Origin of the sequence: Thermosynechococcus sp. (assembly GCF_025999095.1) — a bacterium.
Taxonomy (GTDB): Bacteria; Cyanobacteriota; Cyanobacteriia; order Thermosynechococcales; family Thermosynechococcaceae; genus Thermosynechococcus.
Genome location: NZ_AP024678.1, coordinates 368,211 through 387,148, shown reverse-complemented (window position 1 = coordinate 387,148; position 18,938 = coordinate 368,211). Strand labels below are relative to the sequence as shown.

Sequence of the window (18,938 nt, the reverse complement as noted above, 5' to 3'; positions counted from 1 at the left end):
GGGCTATTAGCTCAGGTGGTTAGAGCGCACCCCTGATAAGGGTGAGGTCCCTGGTTCGAGTCCAGGATGGCCCATATCACATGCCTGGGGGTATAGCTCAGTTGGTAGAGCACCTGCTTTGCACGCAGGGGGTCAGCGGTTCGAGTCCGCTTACCTCCACGTCATCCCATCAACGGTTGACGTGTCTGCTCAGCGAAACTTTAGCAACAGAACCTTGAAAACTGAATAGTGATTAGTCAGGTAGTTACTCTAGATAGAACAATTCAGTGTTCTGTCTAGAAACACAGACACCAATGTTGACTGTGGTCAAGCTACAAAGAGCCTACGGTGGATACCTAGGCACACAGAGGCGATGAAGGACGTGGATACCGACGATACGCTTCGGGGAGCTGGAAACAAGCGTTGATCCGGAGGTTTCCGAATGGGGTAACCCAATAACTCTAACGCCAATCCATAACGTTAGAGGGCGAACCTGGCGAACTGAAACATCTTAGTAGCCAGAGGAAAAGAAAGAAAACTCGATTCCCTTAGTAGCGGCGAGCGAAAGGGGAACAGCCTAAACCAACGGGCTTGCCTGTTGGGGTCGTGGGACAGCAACGTGGAATTGGGCGGCTAGACGAAGTAGTGGAATGCTACACCAGAGAAGGTGAAAGTCCTGTAGTCGAAAGCTTAACAATCCTAGCTGTATCCCGAGTAGTCCGGAGCACGTGGAATTCCGGATGAATCTGCGAGGACCACCTCGTAAGGCTAAATACTCCTGTGTGACCGATAGCGCATAGTACCGCGAGGGAAAGGTGAAAAGAACCCCGGAAGGGGAGTGAAATAGAACATGAAACCGTAGGCTTACAAGCAGTCGAAGCTCGATTTAACGAGTGACGGCGTGCCTGTTGAAGAATGAGCCGGCGACTTATAGGTACTGGCAGGTTAAGGCAAGAATGCCGAAGCCATAGCGAAAGCGAGTCTGAATAGGGCGTTTGTCAGTATCTATAGACCCGAACCCGGGTGATCTAACCATGGCCAGAATGAAGCTTGGGTAACACCAAGTGGAGGTTCGCACCGACCGATGTTGAAAAATCGGCGGATGAGCTGTGGTTAGGGGTGAAATGCCAATCGAACCCGGAGCTAGCTGGTTCTCCCCGAAATATGTTGAGGCATAGCGGTTGTGACTATAGCAGGGGGGTAAAGCACTGATTCGGTGCGGGCTGCGAGAGCGGTACCAAATCGAGTCAAACTCTGAATACCCTGTGTACACACAGCCAGTCAGACGGTGGGGGATAAGCTTCATCGTCGAGAGGGAAACAGCCCAGACCACCAGCTAAGGTCCCTAAATCATCACTAAGTGGCAAAGGAGGTGGGGATGCTCAGACAACCAGGAGGTTTGCCTAGAAGCAGCCATCCTTAAAAGAGTGCGTAATAGCTCACTGGTCAAGCGTTCCTGCGCCGAAAATGAACGGGACTAAGTGATGTACCGAAGCTGTGGACTTACTACGTAAGTGGTAGGGGAGCGTTCTGCATTAGTTTGAAGCACTAGCGTAAGCAGGTGTGGACGAAGCAGAAGTGAGAATGTCGGCTTGAGTAGCGAAAACATTGGTGAGAATCCAATGCCCCGAAACCCCAAGGGTTCCTTCGGAAGGCTCGTCCGCGAAGGGTTAGTCGGGACCTAAGGCGAGGCCGAAAGGCGTAGTCGATGGACAACTGGTCAATATTCCAGTACTCATCTTGGTTTGTGCAGAGGGACGAAGAAGGCTAGATCAGCCGGATGTTGGTTACCGGTTCAACTGTCCGAGGTGTTGAGGAGCGGTGAAAACGCTCTGAGCTGAGGCAGGAGTACGACCCACTACGGTGGGGAAGTGATTGATGTCATGCTTCCAAGAAAAGCTCTAAGCACGTTAAGCCAAGATACCCGTACCCGAAACCGACACAGGTGGGGGGGTAGAGTATACCAAGGGGCGCGAGATAACTCTCTCTAAGGAACTCGGCAAAATGGCCCCGTAACTTCGGGAGAAGGGGTGCCACCGCAAGGTGGTCGCAGTGAAGAGGCCCAGGCGACTGTTTACCAAAAACACAGGTCTCCGCTAAGTCGTAAGACGATGTATGGGGGCTGACGCCTGCCCAGTGCCGGAAGGTTAAGGAAGCCGGTCAGCGCAAGCGAAGCTGGCGACCGAAGCCCCGGTGAACGGCGGCCGTAACTATAACGGTCCTAAGGTTAACAACTGCTAGCCTTAGTAAAACTGAACCATATGCGGGAAAGTCCTCTAACAGCTTTTCACTACTCGTTCAGCGAGGCACTGGACTAGAAAAAGTTCTAAGAAATATTAAGGTGCTGTAGTGCTGTTCAGTTAAAAAGTGAAAGACATGGGGATAATCCGCAGGAAAGACCTAGGTAAACCTAGGAATCCTCAGAGACTTGATGTTCAGGTGTGACACACATGAATTTAGATGCCCAGTGGATTGTTGGTTTCGTTGATGGTGAAGGATGCTTCCACATAGGAATTAATCCTCATTCAAGCATGGCAGCTGGTTTTCAGGTTCTTCCTGAGTTTACCGTTGTCCAGCATCGACGAAACATAAAGGTTCTCTATGCACTCAAGGCTTACTTTGATTGCGGTGTTGTTCGTGTAAATCACGGCGATCGCATGGCCTATCGAGTCCGTAGCATAGAGCACTTAGCTGACCGTATTTGTCCTTTCTTTTTGAAACATCCACTGAAGACAAGCAAAAACATAGACTTCCTTAAGTTCAGGGATGTGGTGCTTCTGTGTCAAGCAGGAGCGCACTTAACAGATGACGGTCTAGAAAAGATTCGGAAGCTGGCATCTCAAATTAATCGTGGTCGCACAAGGTAAAGTCCAGCTTTATCGGAAACGGTAAAGAGCAACTGAGCGAAATTCCTTGTCGGGTAAGTTCCGACCCGCACGAAAGGCGTAACGATCTGGGCGCTGTCTCGGAGAGAGGCTCGGCGAAATAGAAGTGTCTGTGAAGATGCGGACTACCTGCACCCGGACAGAAAGACCCTATGAAGCTTTACTGTAGCCTGGAATTGGGTTCGGGCTTTGCTTGCGCAGGATAGGTGGGAGACGTTGAAGTATCCCTTGCGGGGGATATGGAGTCGCCAGTGAGATACCACTCTGGCAAGGCTAGAATTCTAACCTTCTGCTGTTAGCCAGCGAAGGAACAGTTTCAGGTGGGCAGTTTGACTGGGGCGGTCGCCTCCTAAATGGTAACGGAGGCGCGCAAAGGTTCCCTCAGGCTGGTCGGAAATCAGCCGTAGAGTGCAAAGGCATAAGGGAGCTTGACTGCAAGACCTACAAGTCGAGCAGGGACGAAAGTCGGCCTTAGTGATCCGACGGTTCCGCGTGGAAGGGCCGTCGCTCAACGGATAAAAGTTACTCTAGGGATAACAGGCTGATCTCCCCCAAGAGTTCACATCGACGGGGAGGTTTGGCACCTCGATGTCGGCTCATCGCAACCTGGGGCGGTAGTACGTCCCAAGGGTTGGGCTGTTCGCCCATTAAAGCGGTACGTGAGCTGGGTTCAGAACGTCGTGAGACAGTTCGGTCCATATCCGGTGCAGGCGTAGGAGCATTGAGAGGAGTCCTCCTTAGTACGAGAGGACCGGGAGGAACGCACCTCTGGTGTACCTGTTATCGTGCCAACGGTAAACGCAGGGTAGCCATGTGCGGAGTGGATAACCGCTGAAAGCATCTAAGTGGGAAGCCCACCTCAAGATGAGTGCTCCCATGGCATAAGCCAGTAAGGTCACGGGTAGAACACCCGTTAATAGGCTCTCGATGGAAGTCCAGTAATGGATGAAGTCTAGGAGTACTAATAGACCGAGGGCTTGACCTCATCAATCAACGGGTGTCTGAGTAAAGTAACTCTCCTGACTATCGCTATTCAGTTGAAAGGTTATTTAGTTAAAGCTTATTTTGGCGGAATTTGTCTAGCAGCTCTCGAGTCTAGGTTCTCAATTCAAATCAAAATCAGGGCTTTGCCTAGTGCCTATGGCGCGGCGGAACCACACTGATCCATCCCGAACTCAGAGGTGAAACGTCGCAGCGGTGAAGATAGTTGGAGGGTCGCCTCCTGCAAAAATAGCTCGGTGCTAGGCAAAATATTCACGCTACCCCATCTAGGTTTTCTAGATGGGGTCTCGATTTTTAAGAAACGCTTAAGGGATCATCGCAAGTTTCAAGGATTGGGATTCGCTTGACGGTAGAGGGGAAGGCACAACAGTTGACGATCTTGGAGCTACTGGAAAATTCACCGGCAACTCAGACGGGAATTAGGGCGGGCGATCGCCTGCTGGCTATTGATGGTCACTCTACCCGTCGCATCTCGTAGAGCCGGCAAAGGTGGCGGGGTTTGTTCTGGATTTGCGGGGAAATCTGGGGGGCTGTTGCAGACAGGAATTGATATTGCCCACAGGTGGTTGAATCAAGGTTTGATTGTGCGTACGGTTGCTCGCAGTGGCAATGGTGAGCAAGTACGGGCGAGTCAATCGGTATTGACGGGTTTGCCCCTAGTGGTTTTGGTGGATCACCGCTCCGCTAGCAGTAGTGAAATTCTCACCGGCGCATCGGAGGATAATCGTCGTGGGATTGTGGGGTACACCCACCTACGGTAAGGCCTTGGTACAATCCATTCATGAATTGAGTGAGGGTTCAGGGTTGTCAGTGACCATTGCCCATTACTACTCGCCCAATGGCACGGATATTAACCGCACAGGGATGATGCCCAATGTGCTGGGCATCCTGCCGCAAGAGGTGAGTACCAATGCCCCTTTGGGGACGACAGCAGACGATTGCCTGTACCAAGCAGAATTGGATCAATTGCACCAAGTCATTGATTGGAGTCAAGCGCCTAAACCTGTGAATACGGCTCAAACAAAGGAGCAGTTTCGCCAGCCCCTTGGTGTTCCCTGCGCGGTGCCGTGATGGTTGCTTCAGAGAGTTATCAGGAATATCCCGCTGAGATTCAGTTGGCCTTCCATGCTCTTGGGGAGCCGTTGCGCTTGAAAGTGATTGCGATCCTTCATCGGGAGGAACTGTGTGTCTGTGATCTGTGCGATCGTCTGCACCTGAGTCCCTCAAAGCTCTCGTTTCATCTGCGGGCACTGCGGCAAGCCAATCTCGTGCTGTCGCGCCAACAGGGGCGGTGGGTTTACTACCGCTTAAATCGGCCCCAACTTGCAGCTGTCATCGCCTATTTGCAGCAGTTTACAGTGGGGGAGATAGTGCCGGCTCGTATCTGTTCTTAGAACTCTTAGAAATCAACGCCGCGCTTGAGATCAACGCCCTTCTCGGCATAGTGCTTGTGGCAGATCATCTCCGAGTGAACGCTGGCGAGTTCAAAATAGGCGGGGGGATATTTGCAGCGACCGGTAATGATAATTTCAGTGGTGCGTGGCTTGCGCAGGAGCGTTTGCACAATGGGTTCGACGGGGAGAAGTTCAAGGTCAACGGTGGGGTTGAGTTCGTCGAGAATGATTGTCTTGTAAAGCCCGGAGGCAATGGCGGCTCGGGCAATTTCCCAGCCGCGTTCGGCTTCGATGTAGTCAATTTCCTGCTGTTGACCGCGCCAGACAATGGCATCCCGACCACAGCGGTGGTGATCCACTAAATGGGGATAGCTTTCCTTGAGGGCAGCGATCGCCGCATCTTCGGTATAGCCTTGCCCCCCCTTGAGCCACTGGAGAATCAGAACACGGTGGGATTGGTCGCGGCTAATTCCTTTGCCGATCGCCTGCAGGGCTTTACCGAGGGCACTGGTGGACTTGCCTTTGCCGTCACCCGTATAGATTTCAATCCCCTCAATGCCCTGTTCTTGAGCCGTAGGATGCACAAGGGGCCGCATCTCGGAATGAAGGTCAGCAATTTGCAGGAGTTGGGCAGGGGCACCCCGGCCAGTGGCGATAATCTCTAGGTGTTCGGGCTTGCGGCGGAGGGTGTTGACGACTTCATCAACGGGCAAAAGGCCTAAATCTAAGACAGGGTTGAGTTCATCTAAAACAATGACAGAATAGAGACCAGAGGCGATCGCCCCCTTGGCAATATCCCAGCCCCGCTGTGCCTCTTGGCGATCGAATTTGGTAATTTGCTCAGCAGTGAAGTATTCCGCTCGTCCTGTCCGCACTTGATCAATTAAGTGAGGAAACCCCCGTTGCAAGGCTTCAATGGCGGCATCCTCGGCATAGGCACGACCGGGTCCTTTGAGAAAGCGCAACAGGAGTACCCGAGTGGGCCATGCAGAGGCAATACCCAGACCAATGGAGCGCAGCACGACTCCAAGAGCCGCTTGAGATTTTCCTTTACCGGTGCCGTCATAGACGTGGAGTTGACCGCTCACCCGGCCGGGGCGAATCTGAGCGGTTTGAATGCCAATACCTGCATGGGTCATAGGAGCATGAATAGAAGAACCTAGGGGGATTGTATCAAGGGCGGGGTGGGGTTTTGAGAACAACGGCTTCAACTGTTAAATCAGTGGGGGTGGTGCCAGTAATTGCCCAGCGCAGGGGTTGACCATGGGCTTGTAGGGCCTCTTCGATGGCGTCATGGAAGGGCTGGGAAAGGCTGTGTCGCGGTAGGGTGAGACGGATAAATTCCGTTTGCATAGGCCTTAAATACCAATGACAACGACGGTGACATTATCACGCCCGCCATGGGTTTTGGCTGCCTGCACAAGGGCAGTCGCTGCTTTTTCAATATTGGGCTCACTGAGATAGATACTGATGACCTCATCACTGAGTTCTTCGGTTAAACCGTCGCTGCACAGCAGCAGGCGATCGCCCGCCTCTAGATCAATGGGTTGAATATCAATTTGGGTGAGATCTTCGCGGCCTAGGCACTGAGAGAGCACATGGCGCCACGGATGCTGCCGTGCCTGCTCAACCGTCAAGCTGCCCAGTTGTACCGCTTGGGCAATCCACGTGTGGTCATTGGTAATCTGCTGGAGTTGATCTTTGCGCCAGCGGTAGATGCGCGAGTCGCCCACATGGGCACACCAAGCCGTACGGCCACCTGCATCAATGAGAACCACCACAGCGGTGGTCCCCATATCAGCACGGGCAGTATTTTGGCGTTGCTGCTCAACAATGGCATGATTGGCTGCAAGAAAAGCTTGCCGGAGGAGGGTCACCGGGTCGTGCTGCAGGTCTTCGAGGTGGGTCTCCAGATACTGCCGAATGTGATCGACGGCTAAACGACTGGCTTCCTCGCCGCCGGCGTGCCCCCCCATGCCATCGGCAACAATAAAAAAGCGGTGATGCTTTTCGTCAATATAAAAAGCATCCTGATTGCTTTTGCGAATCAGACCACAGTCAGTTAAGCCAGCAACGTCCATGCCCCCCTGTCCTGGGTTTCTTGCTAAAACATTTTTTCATACTTATCGAGTTTAATCATTAGCCGCCAGTAGAGGATACCAAACCATACCGCTAATGCGGCTGCCACACCTGCCAGGAAGAGATACTGGTTAACGAATAAAATTGTTGCCGCCAAGGAAAAACTGCCAATGAGCACGACATAATTTAGCCCTAAGTTAATGTTACTCAGGCGCCGCAGAATGCGATCGCTCTCACTGGAACGGACGCGCAAGCGCAGGTCACCATTTTCAAGTTTATCGAGTACTTCTTCAAGGCGACGGGGCAAGCCAATGGCACTGCTGCCCACTTGAGCCGCTTGTCGACTCAGTTCTGAGAAAAGGCTGCCATTACCAGGATCAGGGAAGTTTCCGTTGGTCATAAGTTCGGTCGCAAATGGTTGGGCAACTTGCATGAAGTTAAAGTCTTTATCCAGTCCCTTGCCCACGCCCTCGAGGGTAGAAAAGGCGCGCATCACAAAGGTAAATGTGGCAGGAAACCGAAAGGGTTGGTCATAGGCAATTTCATAAAGGTCATCGCTGATTTGAGCCACCGATTGCACTTCCCAAGACTGGCTCATAAAATTGTCGAGGAGATACTGAATCGAGCGCCGCACGGGCCCTAGATCCCCTGTGGGTACCAACGCCCCTAGCTCTACAAGGCACTGTACCACCTGTTCGGCATCCCGCTGGGCAATGCTTAAAAATGTTTTCAGCAGTTTATCGCGGGTTGTCGGTTGAATGCGCCCCATCATGCCAAAGTCGTAGAAAATGAGTTGGCCGTTGGGGCTGACGGCAATGTTGCCCGGATGGGGGTCAGCGTGGAAAAAGCCATCGTTGAGAACTTGATAGAGGTAGGCCTTTGCACCCAGTTCTGCCAGGCGTTTGCGGTCTAGGCCAGCTGCTTCGAGGGCTTCGTAGTGGCTGATTTTAATCCCCGGTAGGTACTCAAGGGTGAGGACGCGCCGGGAGGTGTAGCGCCAATAGACGCGGGGGACACAGGCCCACTCGCGATCGCGAAAATTGCGGCGGAACGTGTCAGCATTGCGCCCCTCGTTGAGGTAGTCAATTTCTTCGTAGAGAATGCGGCAACACTCATCGTAGATGCCCATCCAGTCGCGCCCTTGACCCCATTTGGGATGGTTCTGAAAATACTGGGCAATGCCCTTGAGAATGGCAAGATCGATGTCAAAGAGCTGCCGTAGGCCGGGGCGTTGAACTTTGACAACCACCTCTTCCCCAGAAAGCAGTTGGGCTTTGTGAACCTGGCCAAGACTAGCGGCGGCTATGGGGATGGGGTCAAAACTGCGAAACAATTCAGGGATGGGGCGGCCAAAGTCCTCGGAGATGATTTTTGCAACTAGCTCGTAACTAAAGGCGGGGACACGGTCTTGAAGCTTGCTGAGTTCTTCGACGTATTCGCTGGGAAAGAGATCGGCGCGGGTGGAAAACAGTTGCCCCAGTTTGATGAAGGTAGGGCCAAGGTCAAGGAAGGTTTCGCGAATCCAAATGGCTTGGGCACGGCGTCGCGCCGCCCGTTTGGCATCGGTCATACCGCGCCAGTAGCTCCAAGATTGGCTGAGGAGCCAGCGGCCAAAGAGAAATCGCCAGACAAAAAACCAAATATCAAAGAAGCGCCGCGTTTTCGAGTAACGCTCGCGATTCCAACGGTAGGATTTGCCGGTGGGGGTCAAACTGGCCGAAATGGGTGTGGACACGCGTTTTTCCCTAGTGGGTAATCTCAAAAAATTGTAACGAATCCCTAAGGATACCGCCCTTTGCTTGGGGAGGGGATACAGCAGCGACATGCCATCTTCTCTTAAGGGGGCTGGCGCTGTTTGTGCCATCGAAGGGGGCGATCCCAAAAAATAGTAGGCTACAGGGCATAGCGATCGCGCCCCACGCCAAGGGCAAAGCGCAGGGAATCAGGCAGGCTTTTACTACTGGCGGTTAAAAAGAAGGCTAACCCCAGGAGGCTAAAGACTGCCGCCATGCGAAAGATGAGGCGATAGCCCCAATGCTCAACGAGTCCCCCCAGCAGGGGACCCGCTAGGGCCATTCCCAGATCAAAACCGCCTAAACTGAGGCTGAGAACCCGTCCGCGCTCCTGGGGGATAGAGCGATCGGCCATGAGGGCAGCCACCATGGGAATCAGGACACCGCCGGCAAGACCTTCAAGAATCGCTGCCCAGAGGATATCCATGGCGGTTTGGGCTTGGGCGAGGAGCACCATTGAGATGATGTAGGCGGCAAGGCTAGCGGAGATGAAAATCCCCCGTCCCCAGCGATCGGAGGCAGCACCCGTAAGGACACGACCGATAAAGCTGGCGATCGCCGCCACGGCGTAAAACAGTCCTGCGGAAATGTCGAGCTGCTCAGTGGCAATAAACAGGGGAATAAAGGTGGCGATCGTGCCAAAGGTCAAGCCCACACTCAACATCACTAAGCTAGGAATCCGCAGCCGTTCCGAAAGCAATAACCGCCAAAAGAGGGTTTTCTCTGGACAAGGCTCTCCGGCCTGCTGGGTCCTATTCACCGCCCGCACCCCTGCGGCCGTCATGAAGCCAAAGGCGGCCAGTGTGCTGGCAATTATAAAGACCCAACCATGGCCGTAGTGCATTTGCAGCCAACTGCCCAAACTGGGCCCAAGGGCTACCCCAATGGGATGGACAAGGCTAGTGTAGCCAATGATTTCGCCGCGATGTTGGGGTGGGGCAATATCCGTCACCAGAGCCATGTAACCGGTGGTAAAGCCGGCAATGCTCACGCCATGGAGCAGGCGCACCGCTATCAGCAGCAGTAGGTTGTGGCTAAGGATGTAGAATAGGGGGGCGATTGCCGCCACAGCGAGGCCAATGAGCAGTGTAATTTTGCGTCCCCGGCGATCGGCTAGGGGTCCTAACCAAGAGCGAGACCCCAGCAGTCCCACGGCAAAGGCACCCATGACAAACCCCACCTGATGGGGCGTGCCCCCCTTCTCAGCGATGTAGAGGGGTAAGGTGGGCAACATTGCAGCAATGCTGGACCAAAACAACAGACCTGCCCAGATCAGCCGGAGCAGCGTTTGCCGTAGGGGTGGGGCTAGCTTTAACAAGACAACCACAAATTCCCCTTGTTAACAAAACGTTACAGTCTCTATTCTAGCCAAGGAATTAAAAAGGCAGCTCTCCCTGATTGATCTCAGGGGTGGTGGGGGGGGCACTCATTGGGTTTTTGCGCAGTCCGACGGTAATTCGGCTGTGCTTCTCGATTTGGCACATCACTTCGCGGGCGCGTTGAATCACGACCGGAGGCAAGCCGGCAAGGCGTCCGGCTTCAATGCCGTAGGAGCGATCGGCACCACCGGGCTTCACTTGGTGTAGAAAAATAATCTCGTTGGGGAGTTCTTTGACGACAACTTGATAGTTGGCCACATTGGGCAGCAGCGTTGCCAGTTGATTGAGTTCGTGGTAGTGGGTGGCAAAAATAGTGCGGGATTTGAGGGTGGTCGCCAGATATTCTGCCACTGACCACGCGATCGCCAGGCCATCAAAGGTGGCGGTGCCGCGGCCAATTTCATCCAAGAGTACCAGGGAGCGATCGCCCGCATGGTTGAGGATGTTCGCGGTTTCATTCATCTCCACCATAAAGGTGGATTGGCCGGTGGCCAGATCATCAACGGCACCCACGCGGGTAAAAATGCGATCGCAGATGCCCAAGGTGGCACTAGTAGCGGGCACATAGCTACCCATTTGCGCCAGCAGTTGAATCAGACCCACCTGCCGGAGATAGCAACTTTTGCCGCTGGCATTGGGACCCGTCAGCACCATCAAATCTGCCTCTGTTCCCAGTTGGGTATCATTGGGAACAAAAAAGCCGGCCGGTAACGTTTGCTCCACAACGGGGTGACGGCCACCGCGAATGCAAAGCTGGCGATCGCGGGTCATTTGCGGTCGGCAATAGCCCTGATACACCGCCACCTCGGCTAACCCCAAAAGGGCATCCACCGCTGCTACTGCTGCTGCAATCTCGCGAATCGTTGAGGCCTGAGCCGCCACCTGCTCCCGTAACTGGACAAAGTAGTGGTACTCCAGCTCAAAAAGATGGCTTTGCGCCGCCAATAGCCGTGCTTCCCGTTCCTTGAGCTCAGCCGTAATAAAGCGTTCCTCATTGGTGAGGGTTTGCTTGCGGATGTAGTCATCGGGCACTTGGCTCAGCTTGGCGCGGGAGACACTGAGGTAATAGCCAAAGACTTTGGTGTAGCCCACCTTCAACGTACTAATGCCCGTGCGCTGTCGCTCTTGGGCTTCGAGATTGAGAATCCACTGTTGATCCTGCTCGATTTGCTGGCGCTGCTGATCCAGTTCGGGATAGGCGCCGGGGCGTAGAATCCCCCCTTCGCTGAGACTAATGGGGGGGTGATCTACCAGGGCCGCACTGAGGGTGTCCGCCAATTGCTCAATAACCGGTGGCAGTTGAGCCAGGGCTTGCAGATAGGGAGAGGTCGTGTCCGCAACCACCGCTGCCAAAGAGACTAAGGTGCGAAAGGAGTCCCGCAGCGCTGCTAAATCCCGGGCGTTGGCAGTCCCTGATCCCGCCCGACCAGCCAAGCGTTCAAGGTCATAAATTTCCTGAAGATGGCGATGTAGACTCTGGCGCAGGCTACTATTGGCGATCAACTCAGCAATGGCCTCCTGGCGAGCCGTGATCTGCTCAATATCAAGGAGGGGTTGCAGCAGCCAACGGCGGAGCAGGCGTCCCCCCATGGCGGTTGCGGTGCGATCGATCGCCCACAGCAGTGAGCCTTGAAAACTGCCGTCGCGAACGGTTTGGGTGAGTTCCAGATTGCGGCGAGTCTGGGGATCCAGAAAAAGATACTGTTGCAGGGAATAGGTGCTGAGGTTTTGCAGGGGCACCGGTTGTTGGCGGTGGGTTTCATCCAAATAGGCTAAGAGGCCACCGGCTGCCCGCATGGCCAGGGGCAGATGCTCACAGCCAAAGCCTTCCAGGGATTTCACCTGAAAACGTTGACAGAGGCGTTGCCGCGCTTCCGCTGCCTGAAAATCCTGGGGCGATCGCAGCGTGTAGCACCACTGGGGCGGCAATCCTGGGGGCAATTGCTCCTTGCCTTCACCGGGGCGCAAGACGCGATTAATATCCGGCGCTTCAGTGGGCAGGAGGATTTCTGCCGGTTGCAAGCGGTTGAGTTCAGCCACTAGATCGGCGCGATCGCTCCCTTGGGTCGTACAAAACTCCCCCGTTGAGACATCGGCATAGGCCAACCCCCAATGGTTGCCAGAAAGCAGAACAGCCGCTAAAAAATTATTGCGGCGCGGTTGAAGCAGCTCCGTATCTAAAACCGTTCCCGGTGTAAAGACTTGGGTCACTTCTCGCTTCACCAATCCTTGGGCTTGGGCCGGGTCTTCCACTTGATCGCAGATGGCAATGGCGTAGCCCTTTTCAATGAGGGTGCGGCAATAGCGTTCAAGGGCATGGTGGGGAATGCCGGCCATGGCCACCCGTCCCACTTCTTTGCCCCCCTCTTTGCCGGTGAGCACCAGTTCCAGTTCGCGGGCCACCGTGCAGGCATCCTGAAAAAAGGTTTCGTAGAAATCTCCCACCCGATAGAGAAGCAGGGCCTGGGGATAGGCATCCTTGAGTTCAGCATAGTGCTGGAGCATTGGCGTCAATAGCGATCGCTCCACCTCATCGTGGCGCACCTGCAAACCGGGGTTACGTCCTAGGCGCAGGGCAGGGGATTCAGTCTCAGAATGGATCAGCGGGCGATCGTTGGACATGGCAACGTCACAACTTCCTGTGGTGTGCTCCAAGGGGACCTTATATTTTATAGTTTTCCCTAGCGTGGAGTAGAGTGCTTAATACTTATCCCCCGTCGTCTCCATAAAGAGCCATTCCGCCAGCCCAGAACTCTGTTCGCCAAGGATTGCCAGCGCCTCCTGAAAACGACTGCGTTGGACATTGGCCCTGCTGATGCGCTCTGGATAGGTGGTCAGCAGCAGATAGGGTTGGCTTTCACTGGCTTGGACAAAGGTTTCGACGCCAGATACCAGTGGATGCATCTCAAAAAAATGATGCAGTGCCATAGCCTGGTCAAGGGTTTCGGCAACCACAAAGCCGAGGTAACGGGTTAGGGTGTCCCAAATGGCAGCATCATCACAACGGAAGCTGACCTCAACAAAGTAGCGCATCGCCACCTCGTAGATACCTGCGGTTATCTTAACCGCTTTTATTGATTTGATTGTCATCACCTTGGGAGGGCTCTCTGTTACAGGAGCGGCTGGGGCAACTGACAATCCCCAGAGCCAGGGTTGCGGTATGGCCTACTGGTCAATCACCCGCAGAATCACCAACGTCATATCGTCGCTGCGTCGGCCCTTGGTATTGGTAAAGGCATCAACGGCATCAAAGATATAGTCCAATAGGGCCTGTGCCCCTAAACCTTTGGCGCAGCCTTCCTTGACAACCGCTGCTAGCCCTTCTTCCTCAAAGCGTTTGCCCTTGGGATTATCGGCTTCTGTAATGCCATCGGTGTAGTAAATCACGGTGTCCCCCGCTTGGAGGCGTACTTCGGCTTCTTGGTATTGACTGCGGGGATCCAAGCCAATGAGCATACCGTAGGTGTCCAGCCGATGGATCATCCCGGTTTCAGCCCGCCAGAGGAGGGGGGGCAGGTGGGCAGCATTACTGTAGGCGAGAATCCGGGTTTGCGGGTTGTACTCGGAGTAAAAGAGGGTCACAAAGCGGTGGGAGCTCTCTAAATCCGGCTGCATCGCCCGGTTGAGGTGCTGCAAAATGCGGCTGGGACGGTGACCATTCAGCGCTTCTGCCCGCAGCATGCCACGGGTCATGGTCATGATCAGTCCGGCGGGTACCCCTTTACCCATGACATCGCCAATGGCAATGCCCCAACGGCCTTGTTCAATCTCTTGTTGATCGCTGAGGCCATAGGTAATGGGAATAAAGTCGTAGTAGTCTCCCCCAACCCAACTGGCAGTGCGACACTCGGCCGCTAGCTCTAGACCGTGAATTTTGGGACAGCGGTGGGGCAAAAGTCGCCGTTGAATTTCAGCACCAATTTCCAGTTCCCGATCCAAGCGCTGGCGATCGCGCAACTTTAAGGCCAATTCATCATTGGCAATGGCCACCGCCGTTTGATCCGCAATCGCCTGCAACAGTTGCTGTCGCGTTTCATTCCACCCATAGTCCGGTTGTTGGCTAAAAACGTATAGCCGTCCCCGCTCTGTGAGTCTGGAGTCCTTGACGAGAATGGCGGTGGCGTAGAATTGAATGCCTTGGGGGAGGCGTTCCCGCAGTTGCTGATCTAAAAGCTGCTCAAGTCGAGGACGATCGCTGCCGGCATCGATTGCAGCCATACCAACGCTATTGGCAAGGGTACGGGTGGCGGTTTCTAGGGCAGCACGAATATTGGGGCACTGATCGCTGGCGTGACAATGGAGCTGTTCAAGACGGGCTTGGCCATCGGCGCGAAATAGGACCAATGCAGCTGCCTCCGCCTCCGTTACCCGACAGGTAATCAGCGGGATCAGTTCAAAAAATTGATTCAGATTATTGAAACTCCGCAGGGCAAAGCTCAGGGATGCCAATAGCTCCTGAATTTTGCTGTTTTCCCGCTGTAACCGCGACACCATTTGCTTGAGGGCGATCACAGGGCTAGAAGAGGTCGTAGAGGAGGAGGAGAAGGCAGGTGACATGGTAAGTTACGCCAGCAAAAGCGTCAATTGACTCTACAGCGTAGCGCAAAAAACGTCAAGATGAAAAGATTGAAGATTTTTTATGGAACTTTTAGAGCAGGTTGCCGCTCACCATGCCGTTGCGATGGCTGAGGGTCATCAGCGTCCCACCAAGGGCGATCGCCCCCCCCAAGCCGATGAGTACCGGTTGCAGCCCCCACCATGTCTCCGCTAAACCAGCCACGCCCAAGGGCACACTGAGGGCAATATTCACCAGGTTATTTTGCAGGCCAAAAATCGTCCCCCGCTGTTCTGGTGGTGTCATGAGTTGGATGAGGGTTTGCATGGGAATTGCCACAAAGGCGGCAAAAAAGCCCAACCCCACGATGTAGCCGATGCTCCAAGCCAAGGAATTTAGACTTAGGGACAGACCCAGGAACATGCCTCCCATCCCCCAACAGCCTAGCAAACTTGACCAGCCATAGGCAAAGCGCTTACCCACGGTATTCAACAGCAGTGCCCCTAGCCCGAGTCCGCCGGCCGCTGCGGCCAAGAGAAAACCGAATTGAGCCGTATCGAGGCTAGGTAAGATTTCCGCAAGGCGCACCACCAAAACGGACATGGCGGCCACAATAGCAAAGAGCAAAATGAGTTGCAGTAGCGCAAAACGCAGGGCTGGATATTCCTGCAAAAGCTGAAGACCTTGGCGGAGTTCTTGCCACACTTGCCGCGGGCGACTCGGAGGCAGATGACACTGATCCGGTGGCCGCAGCAGCATCAATAGAAGGGCTGCCCCACCATAGCAGGCACTAACAAACACTGCCCCACCCCACCGGGCATGCCAGTGGCTTGCGAGATTGAGAAGTGGCTCACCGGCAGCGAACCCCACAACGAGAGCCGCCATCATTGTCAGCGTATAGAGGGAATTGGCGAACATTAGATGGGACTTATCCACCAGCAGAGGAATGGCGGCCTGTTCGGCGGGGGCAAAAAACTGGGTTAAGCAGGAAATTGTAAACGTGATCAGCAACAGCACCATAAAGCCAAACCGCTGCCCGGCGCCAAGGAGAATCGTGATCGGAATCCCTAAAACGAGGAGGGCACGGTATAGGTTCGTAACAATGAGCACCTGTTTTTTTGACCAGCGATCCACCAGCACTCCCGCCACAGATCCCAGGAGAATGGCCGGGATTGTAAAGGCAATCATGATTGCCGACACCCAGCCACTGATGCTCTGGTTTGCCGCTTGGAAAAACTCCGTCGTCAGCGCAATGACAAATACAAGGTAAACTTTATCGGCCAACTGCGAGCAGATCTGTGCCAACCAAAGAGCAATAAAATTGCGGTTTTGCCAGAGGGGCGGCACCGGTGGTAGGGGCAAATCCAAGGGAATGTCTTGCTGCTCAATGGTCATGGCTGGGACACCGCAACAGGTGAAAAACAACTATCAAGGAGAGGGGGCACCCGCAACGCTTGCTCCAGATGAAATTGCAGGTACTGGCGCAACACCCGCTCCAGGGAGAGCCAAACACTGAGGGGATAAGCCTCGGCTTGGGCGAGGAACTCATCCCGTGCTAAGAATTGCGTGGTGGGCAGCGCGAGCCATTGCCCCAGACGGACTTCACTGGCTGTCAGTTGGCGATCGCCACCCGCACCGGCAAAAGACCCATTCCCCACTGGATGATCCGCCCTGATCGTAAAAACGCCGCCACTGGCAAAACTAAAACCCAATCGCCAGTCGGTATCCGCTGTAGGGACGGCAATTTTGCAGCCACTTTCGTGGCACTGGTACCATTCCGGGGCAATCCCCCCCAATCGCAGGATGCCACACAGGCCGCGCACCAATAGCGCTAGGGCAGCGCGACTCGAAGCCCCCTGAAGCTGATCCAACGTGGCACAGAGCCAATTAAAGAGATCCGGCTGGGGTTGCTGGGGATGGATTTGGTAGAGCACCACCTCACCGAGATATTGGGCAGCGGTCAGCGTGGTCAAGTGGTTATTGAGGCCTTGGTATGTGGCTACTGTCTCTGCTTGGAGAATGCGGTCTAGGCTGCGGCCGGCGCTAATAAAGAGGTCATTGACAACAAACAAATCCACCCGTCCCCCCAGTCTCGAGCGGGCGCCGCGGCTATGGGGGGCAACTAACTTCAGCAGCCCGCGATCGCGACTAAAGACACTGAGCAGGCGATCGCTTTCCCCCAGGGGCATGGCCTTGAGGTTAATGCCAATAGTGCGGTAGGTGCGACCCATCCCAAGTATCCAGACAATTGGGCATCACTGCGGTGCAGATTCTCCAGGGGTAAATCGCTGATGATCTGCGCCAAGGAGTGAGATTATTTTAAGGTTTTCTGTCTGTCACTTCTAGATTCAACAGGGCGATCGCGTTTATTTGCCAATTTTCCTTACTCATTCAATGAACGCTTTACCCCATAACCTCCCCAGTTAAGTAATGTACCTGTTGATCATTGTTGTTTGACATCTTTATCTTTATGACCGAGGAATTCCTCTATGGCTTTGCTCAGTGCGATCGCCCGAGCGCTTGAACCTTACCGCCTTTCGTGCTTGGTCGAGGGGCTTCCGCTTCGGGGGTTTCGCCAGATAACGGTTCCATCTCATCACTGGCCGCAGGCAGCAGTTCGAATTGGGTTGAGGGGCAAGATGGAGGCTAGAACCCCTACTGCCTAAGTCACGACTGTACCTCACTAGAGGGGAAACCGCTGTATCACGTGATTAGCCATGTTTGACACCTTGAAGGTTAGAGTCATAGACGGCAATTAAGAGTTACGCCAAGACTTTAACCTTCTTTCGAGCGTTTAGGTCAACCAGAGTTTGAAGAACAGTTGAGAGTTCAGGAGGGGGTAGTCACACTGGCTGAGCCGATTGAGAATAAACTTGACAAGAGTTGCAAAGGATACCATAGTAAATTGACTGTTTTATCTTGTTTTGAGAGAGAAATACGATATTTCTTCCCTTTTTTCTAGCCCCTTAATCTATCTTTCAACACTTCTGCATGGGAGTAGGTCTGGGGAATAGGATACTCCCGCCTAATATCTGAGCCTAATATCTGAGTTGGTAAACGTATTTCCCAAGAGCGTTTCAAGGTTATTTTGCACATGTTTCTCTCTGAAATCACTGCCAAGTTATGAATGCGCTCTACTGTAGAAATTGCGATATAGATCAAGAATTTTCTCTAGCTCTAGGGATTCTTCCTGGGAGTGATCTAAACTCTAGAGTAACAAGCATTTATTGCATCACTTGGGGCGATCGGCCTTTGGAATTGCTGACTCAGTAGAGCTTGCTGATTCTCACGAATGGAAAACCAAGCCGCACTTAGACCAATTGAGAGGCCTCCCGTAGCGACAGGCACTTTGCCATAGCCAATGCCGACCGCCGCACCGCCCAAGCAAATAAAACTGTTAGATCAGTCCACAGACCTTATGATTTATGATTGATTCATTCCATTAAAGACTCAAAGGGAAAAGCCCACCCCAAAAGGTAGGCTGATCCATTCCATGAATTTTTTGTTTTCTCTAGCGGTGCCAGGGCTGTTGAAGAACTGATATGCCTAAGAGCGCAGCGATGATCTAGAGGCTATTCAAAAAGCCAATCAGACCGTGACCCGTAATCACTTCCAAGGCTAACAGGGAAATAAAGCCAATCATGGCCAGCCGACCATTGAAGAGTTCTGCGTAGGGAGTAAAGCCAGCTTGCGGCTCACTCATCACGTACATTTTGGGTTCGATGGCAAAGTTGTTCATTTTGCCCTGATCGTCAATGATGCTACCACCTTTCATTTCGGTACTCCGTTTGTTACAAAGTGTTTCATGTTCTTAATACAAGTTAACACTTTCCCCAGGGAATGGCAAGGGCTCACGGATTTTCTTAAGATTT

Annotated in this window: 13 protein-coding genes, 2 tRNA genes, 2 rRNA genes and 1 pseudogene; 7 read left to right on the top strand and 11 right to left on the bottom strand. The window is 53.6% G+C overall.

The window, feature by feature from the left end:
• The 7 genes and pseudogenes from Q0W94_RS01935 to Q0W94_RS01900 all read left to right on the top strand — a co-directional run bounded on the left by Q0W94_RS01935 (position 1) and on the right by Q0W94_RS01900 (position 5,260).
• A tRNA-Ile gene (locus Q0W94_RS01935) sits at positions 1–74 on the top strand.
• A gap of 12 nt (positions 75–86) precedes the next feature.
• Positions 87–159: transfer RNA gene (locus Q0W94_RS01930), tRNA-Ala, on the top strand.
• 145 nt (positions 160–304) lie between these two features.
• A 23S ribosomal RNA gene (locus Q0W94_RS01925) occupies positions 305–3,849 on the top strand.
• A gap of 145 nt (positions 3,850–3,994) precedes the next feature.
• Positions 3,995–4,111 (top strand): 5S ribosomal RNA (gene rrf / locus Q0W94_RS01920).
• Positions 4,112–4,236: 125 nt separating this feature from the next.
• Entirely contained in the window at positions 4,237–4,344 is a 108-nt protein-coding gene (locus Q0W94_RS01915; protein ID WP_297760361.1) for a PDZ domain-containing protein, read from the top strand.
• Positions 4,316–4,937, top strand: a pseudogene (locus tag Q0W94_RS12325) (S41 family peptidase). Before Q0W94_RS01915 ends, Q0W94_RS12325 begins: the two are co-directional and overlap by 29 nt.
• Positions 4,937–5,260 (top strand): helix-turn-helix transcriptional regulator, encoded by a 324-nt coding sequence (locus tag Q0W94_RS01900; protein ID WP_297760350.1) that lies wholly within the window; start codon positions 4,937–4,939, stop codon positions 5,258–5,260. The pseudogene Q0W94_RS12325 and the gene Q0W94_RS01900 overlap by 1 nt, the downstream one beginning before the upstream one ends.
• A gap of 5 nt (positions 5,261–5,265) precedes the next feature.
• Here Q0W94_RS01900 and Q0W94_RS01895 read toward each other — a convergent pair whose 3' ends face one another.
• The 11 genes from Q0W94_RS01895 to Q0W94_RS01845 form a co-directional block, all read right to left on the bottom strand.
• The gene (locus tag Q0W94_RS01895) at positions 5,266–6,399 is read right to left on the bottom strand and encodes a cob(I)yrinic acid a,c-diamide adenosyltransferase (RefSeq protein WP_297760348.1); all 1,134 of its coding nucleotides are present in this window, start codon (positions 6,397–6,399) and stop codon (positions 5,266–5,268) included.
• Between the two features lie 34 nt (positions 6,400–6,433).
• Positions 6,434–6,613 (bottom strand): hypothetical protein, encoded by a 180-nt coding sequence (locus Q0W94_RS01890; protein WP_297760345.1) that lies wholly within the window; start codon positions 6,611–6,613, stop codon positions 6,434–6,436.
• A gap of 5 nt (positions 6,614–6,618) precedes the next feature.
• Entirely contained in the window at positions 6,619–7,341 is a 723-nt protein-coding gene (locus Q0W94_RS01885) for a Stp1/IreP family PP2C-type Ser/Thr phosphatase (protein WP_297760342.1), read from the bottom strand.
• 23 nt (positions 7,342–7,364) lie between these two features.
• Positions 7,365–9,164, bottom strand: coding sequence for an AarF/ABC1/UbiB kinase family protein (locus Q0W94_RS01880; protein ID WP_297762330.1), 1,800 nt, complete (start codon positions 9,162–9,164; stop codon positions 7,365–7,367).
• Between the two features lie 68 nt (positions 9,165–9,232).
• A complete protein-coding gene (locus Q0W94_RS01875) occupies positions 9,233–10,459 on the bottom strand; it encodes an MFS transporter (protein ID WP_297760339.1) in 1,227 nt (408 codons plus the stop codon).
• Between the two features lie 49 nt (positions 10,460–10,508).
• Entirely contained in the window at positions 10,509–13,133 is a 2,625-nt protein-coding gene (gene mutS / locus Q0W94_RS01870; protein ID WP_297760336.1) for a DNA mismatch repair protein MutS, read from the bottom strand.
• Positions 13,134–13,211: 78 nt separating this feature from the next.
• Positions 13,212–13,601 (bottom strand): hypothetical protein, encoded by a 390-nt coding sequence (locus tag Q0W94_RS01865; protein WP_297760333.1) that lies wholly within the window; start codon positions 13,599–13,601, stop codon positions 13,212–13,214.
• Positions 13,602–13,676: 75 nt separating this feature from the next.
• Positions 13,677–15,068 carry a PP2C family protein-serine/threonine phosphatase gene (locus Q0W94_RS01860; protein ID WP_297760330.1) on the bottom strand — a complete coding sequence of 464 codons (1,392 nt, stop codon included), beginning with the start codon at positions 15,066–15,068 and terminating at the stop codon, positions 13,677–13,679.
• A gap of 91 nt (positions 15,069–15,159) precedes the next feature.
• The gene (locus Q0W94_RS01855; protein WP_297760327.1) at positions 15,160–16,461 is read right to left on the bottom strand and encodes an MFS transporter; all 1,302 of its coding nucleotides are present in this window, start codon (positions 16,459–16,461) and stop codon (positions 15,160–15,162) included.
• On the bottom strand, positions 16,458–17,297 hold the full coding sequence (recO, locus tag Q0W94_RS01850; protein ID WP_297760324.1) for a DNA repair protein RecO: 840 nt from the start codon (positions 17,295–17,297) through the stop codon (positions 16,458–16,460). The genes Q0W94_RS01855 and recO overlap by 4 nt, the downstream gene beginning before the upstream one ends.
• 1,334 nt (positions 17,298–18,631) lie before the next feature.
• Complete coding sequence (locus Q0W94_RS01845) at positions 18,632–18,841, bottom strand: chlorophyll a/b-binding protein (protein WP_126987406.1); 210 nt, start codon at positions 18,839–18,841, stop codon at positions 18,632–18,634.
• Positions 18,842–18,938: the final 97 nt, after the last annotated feature.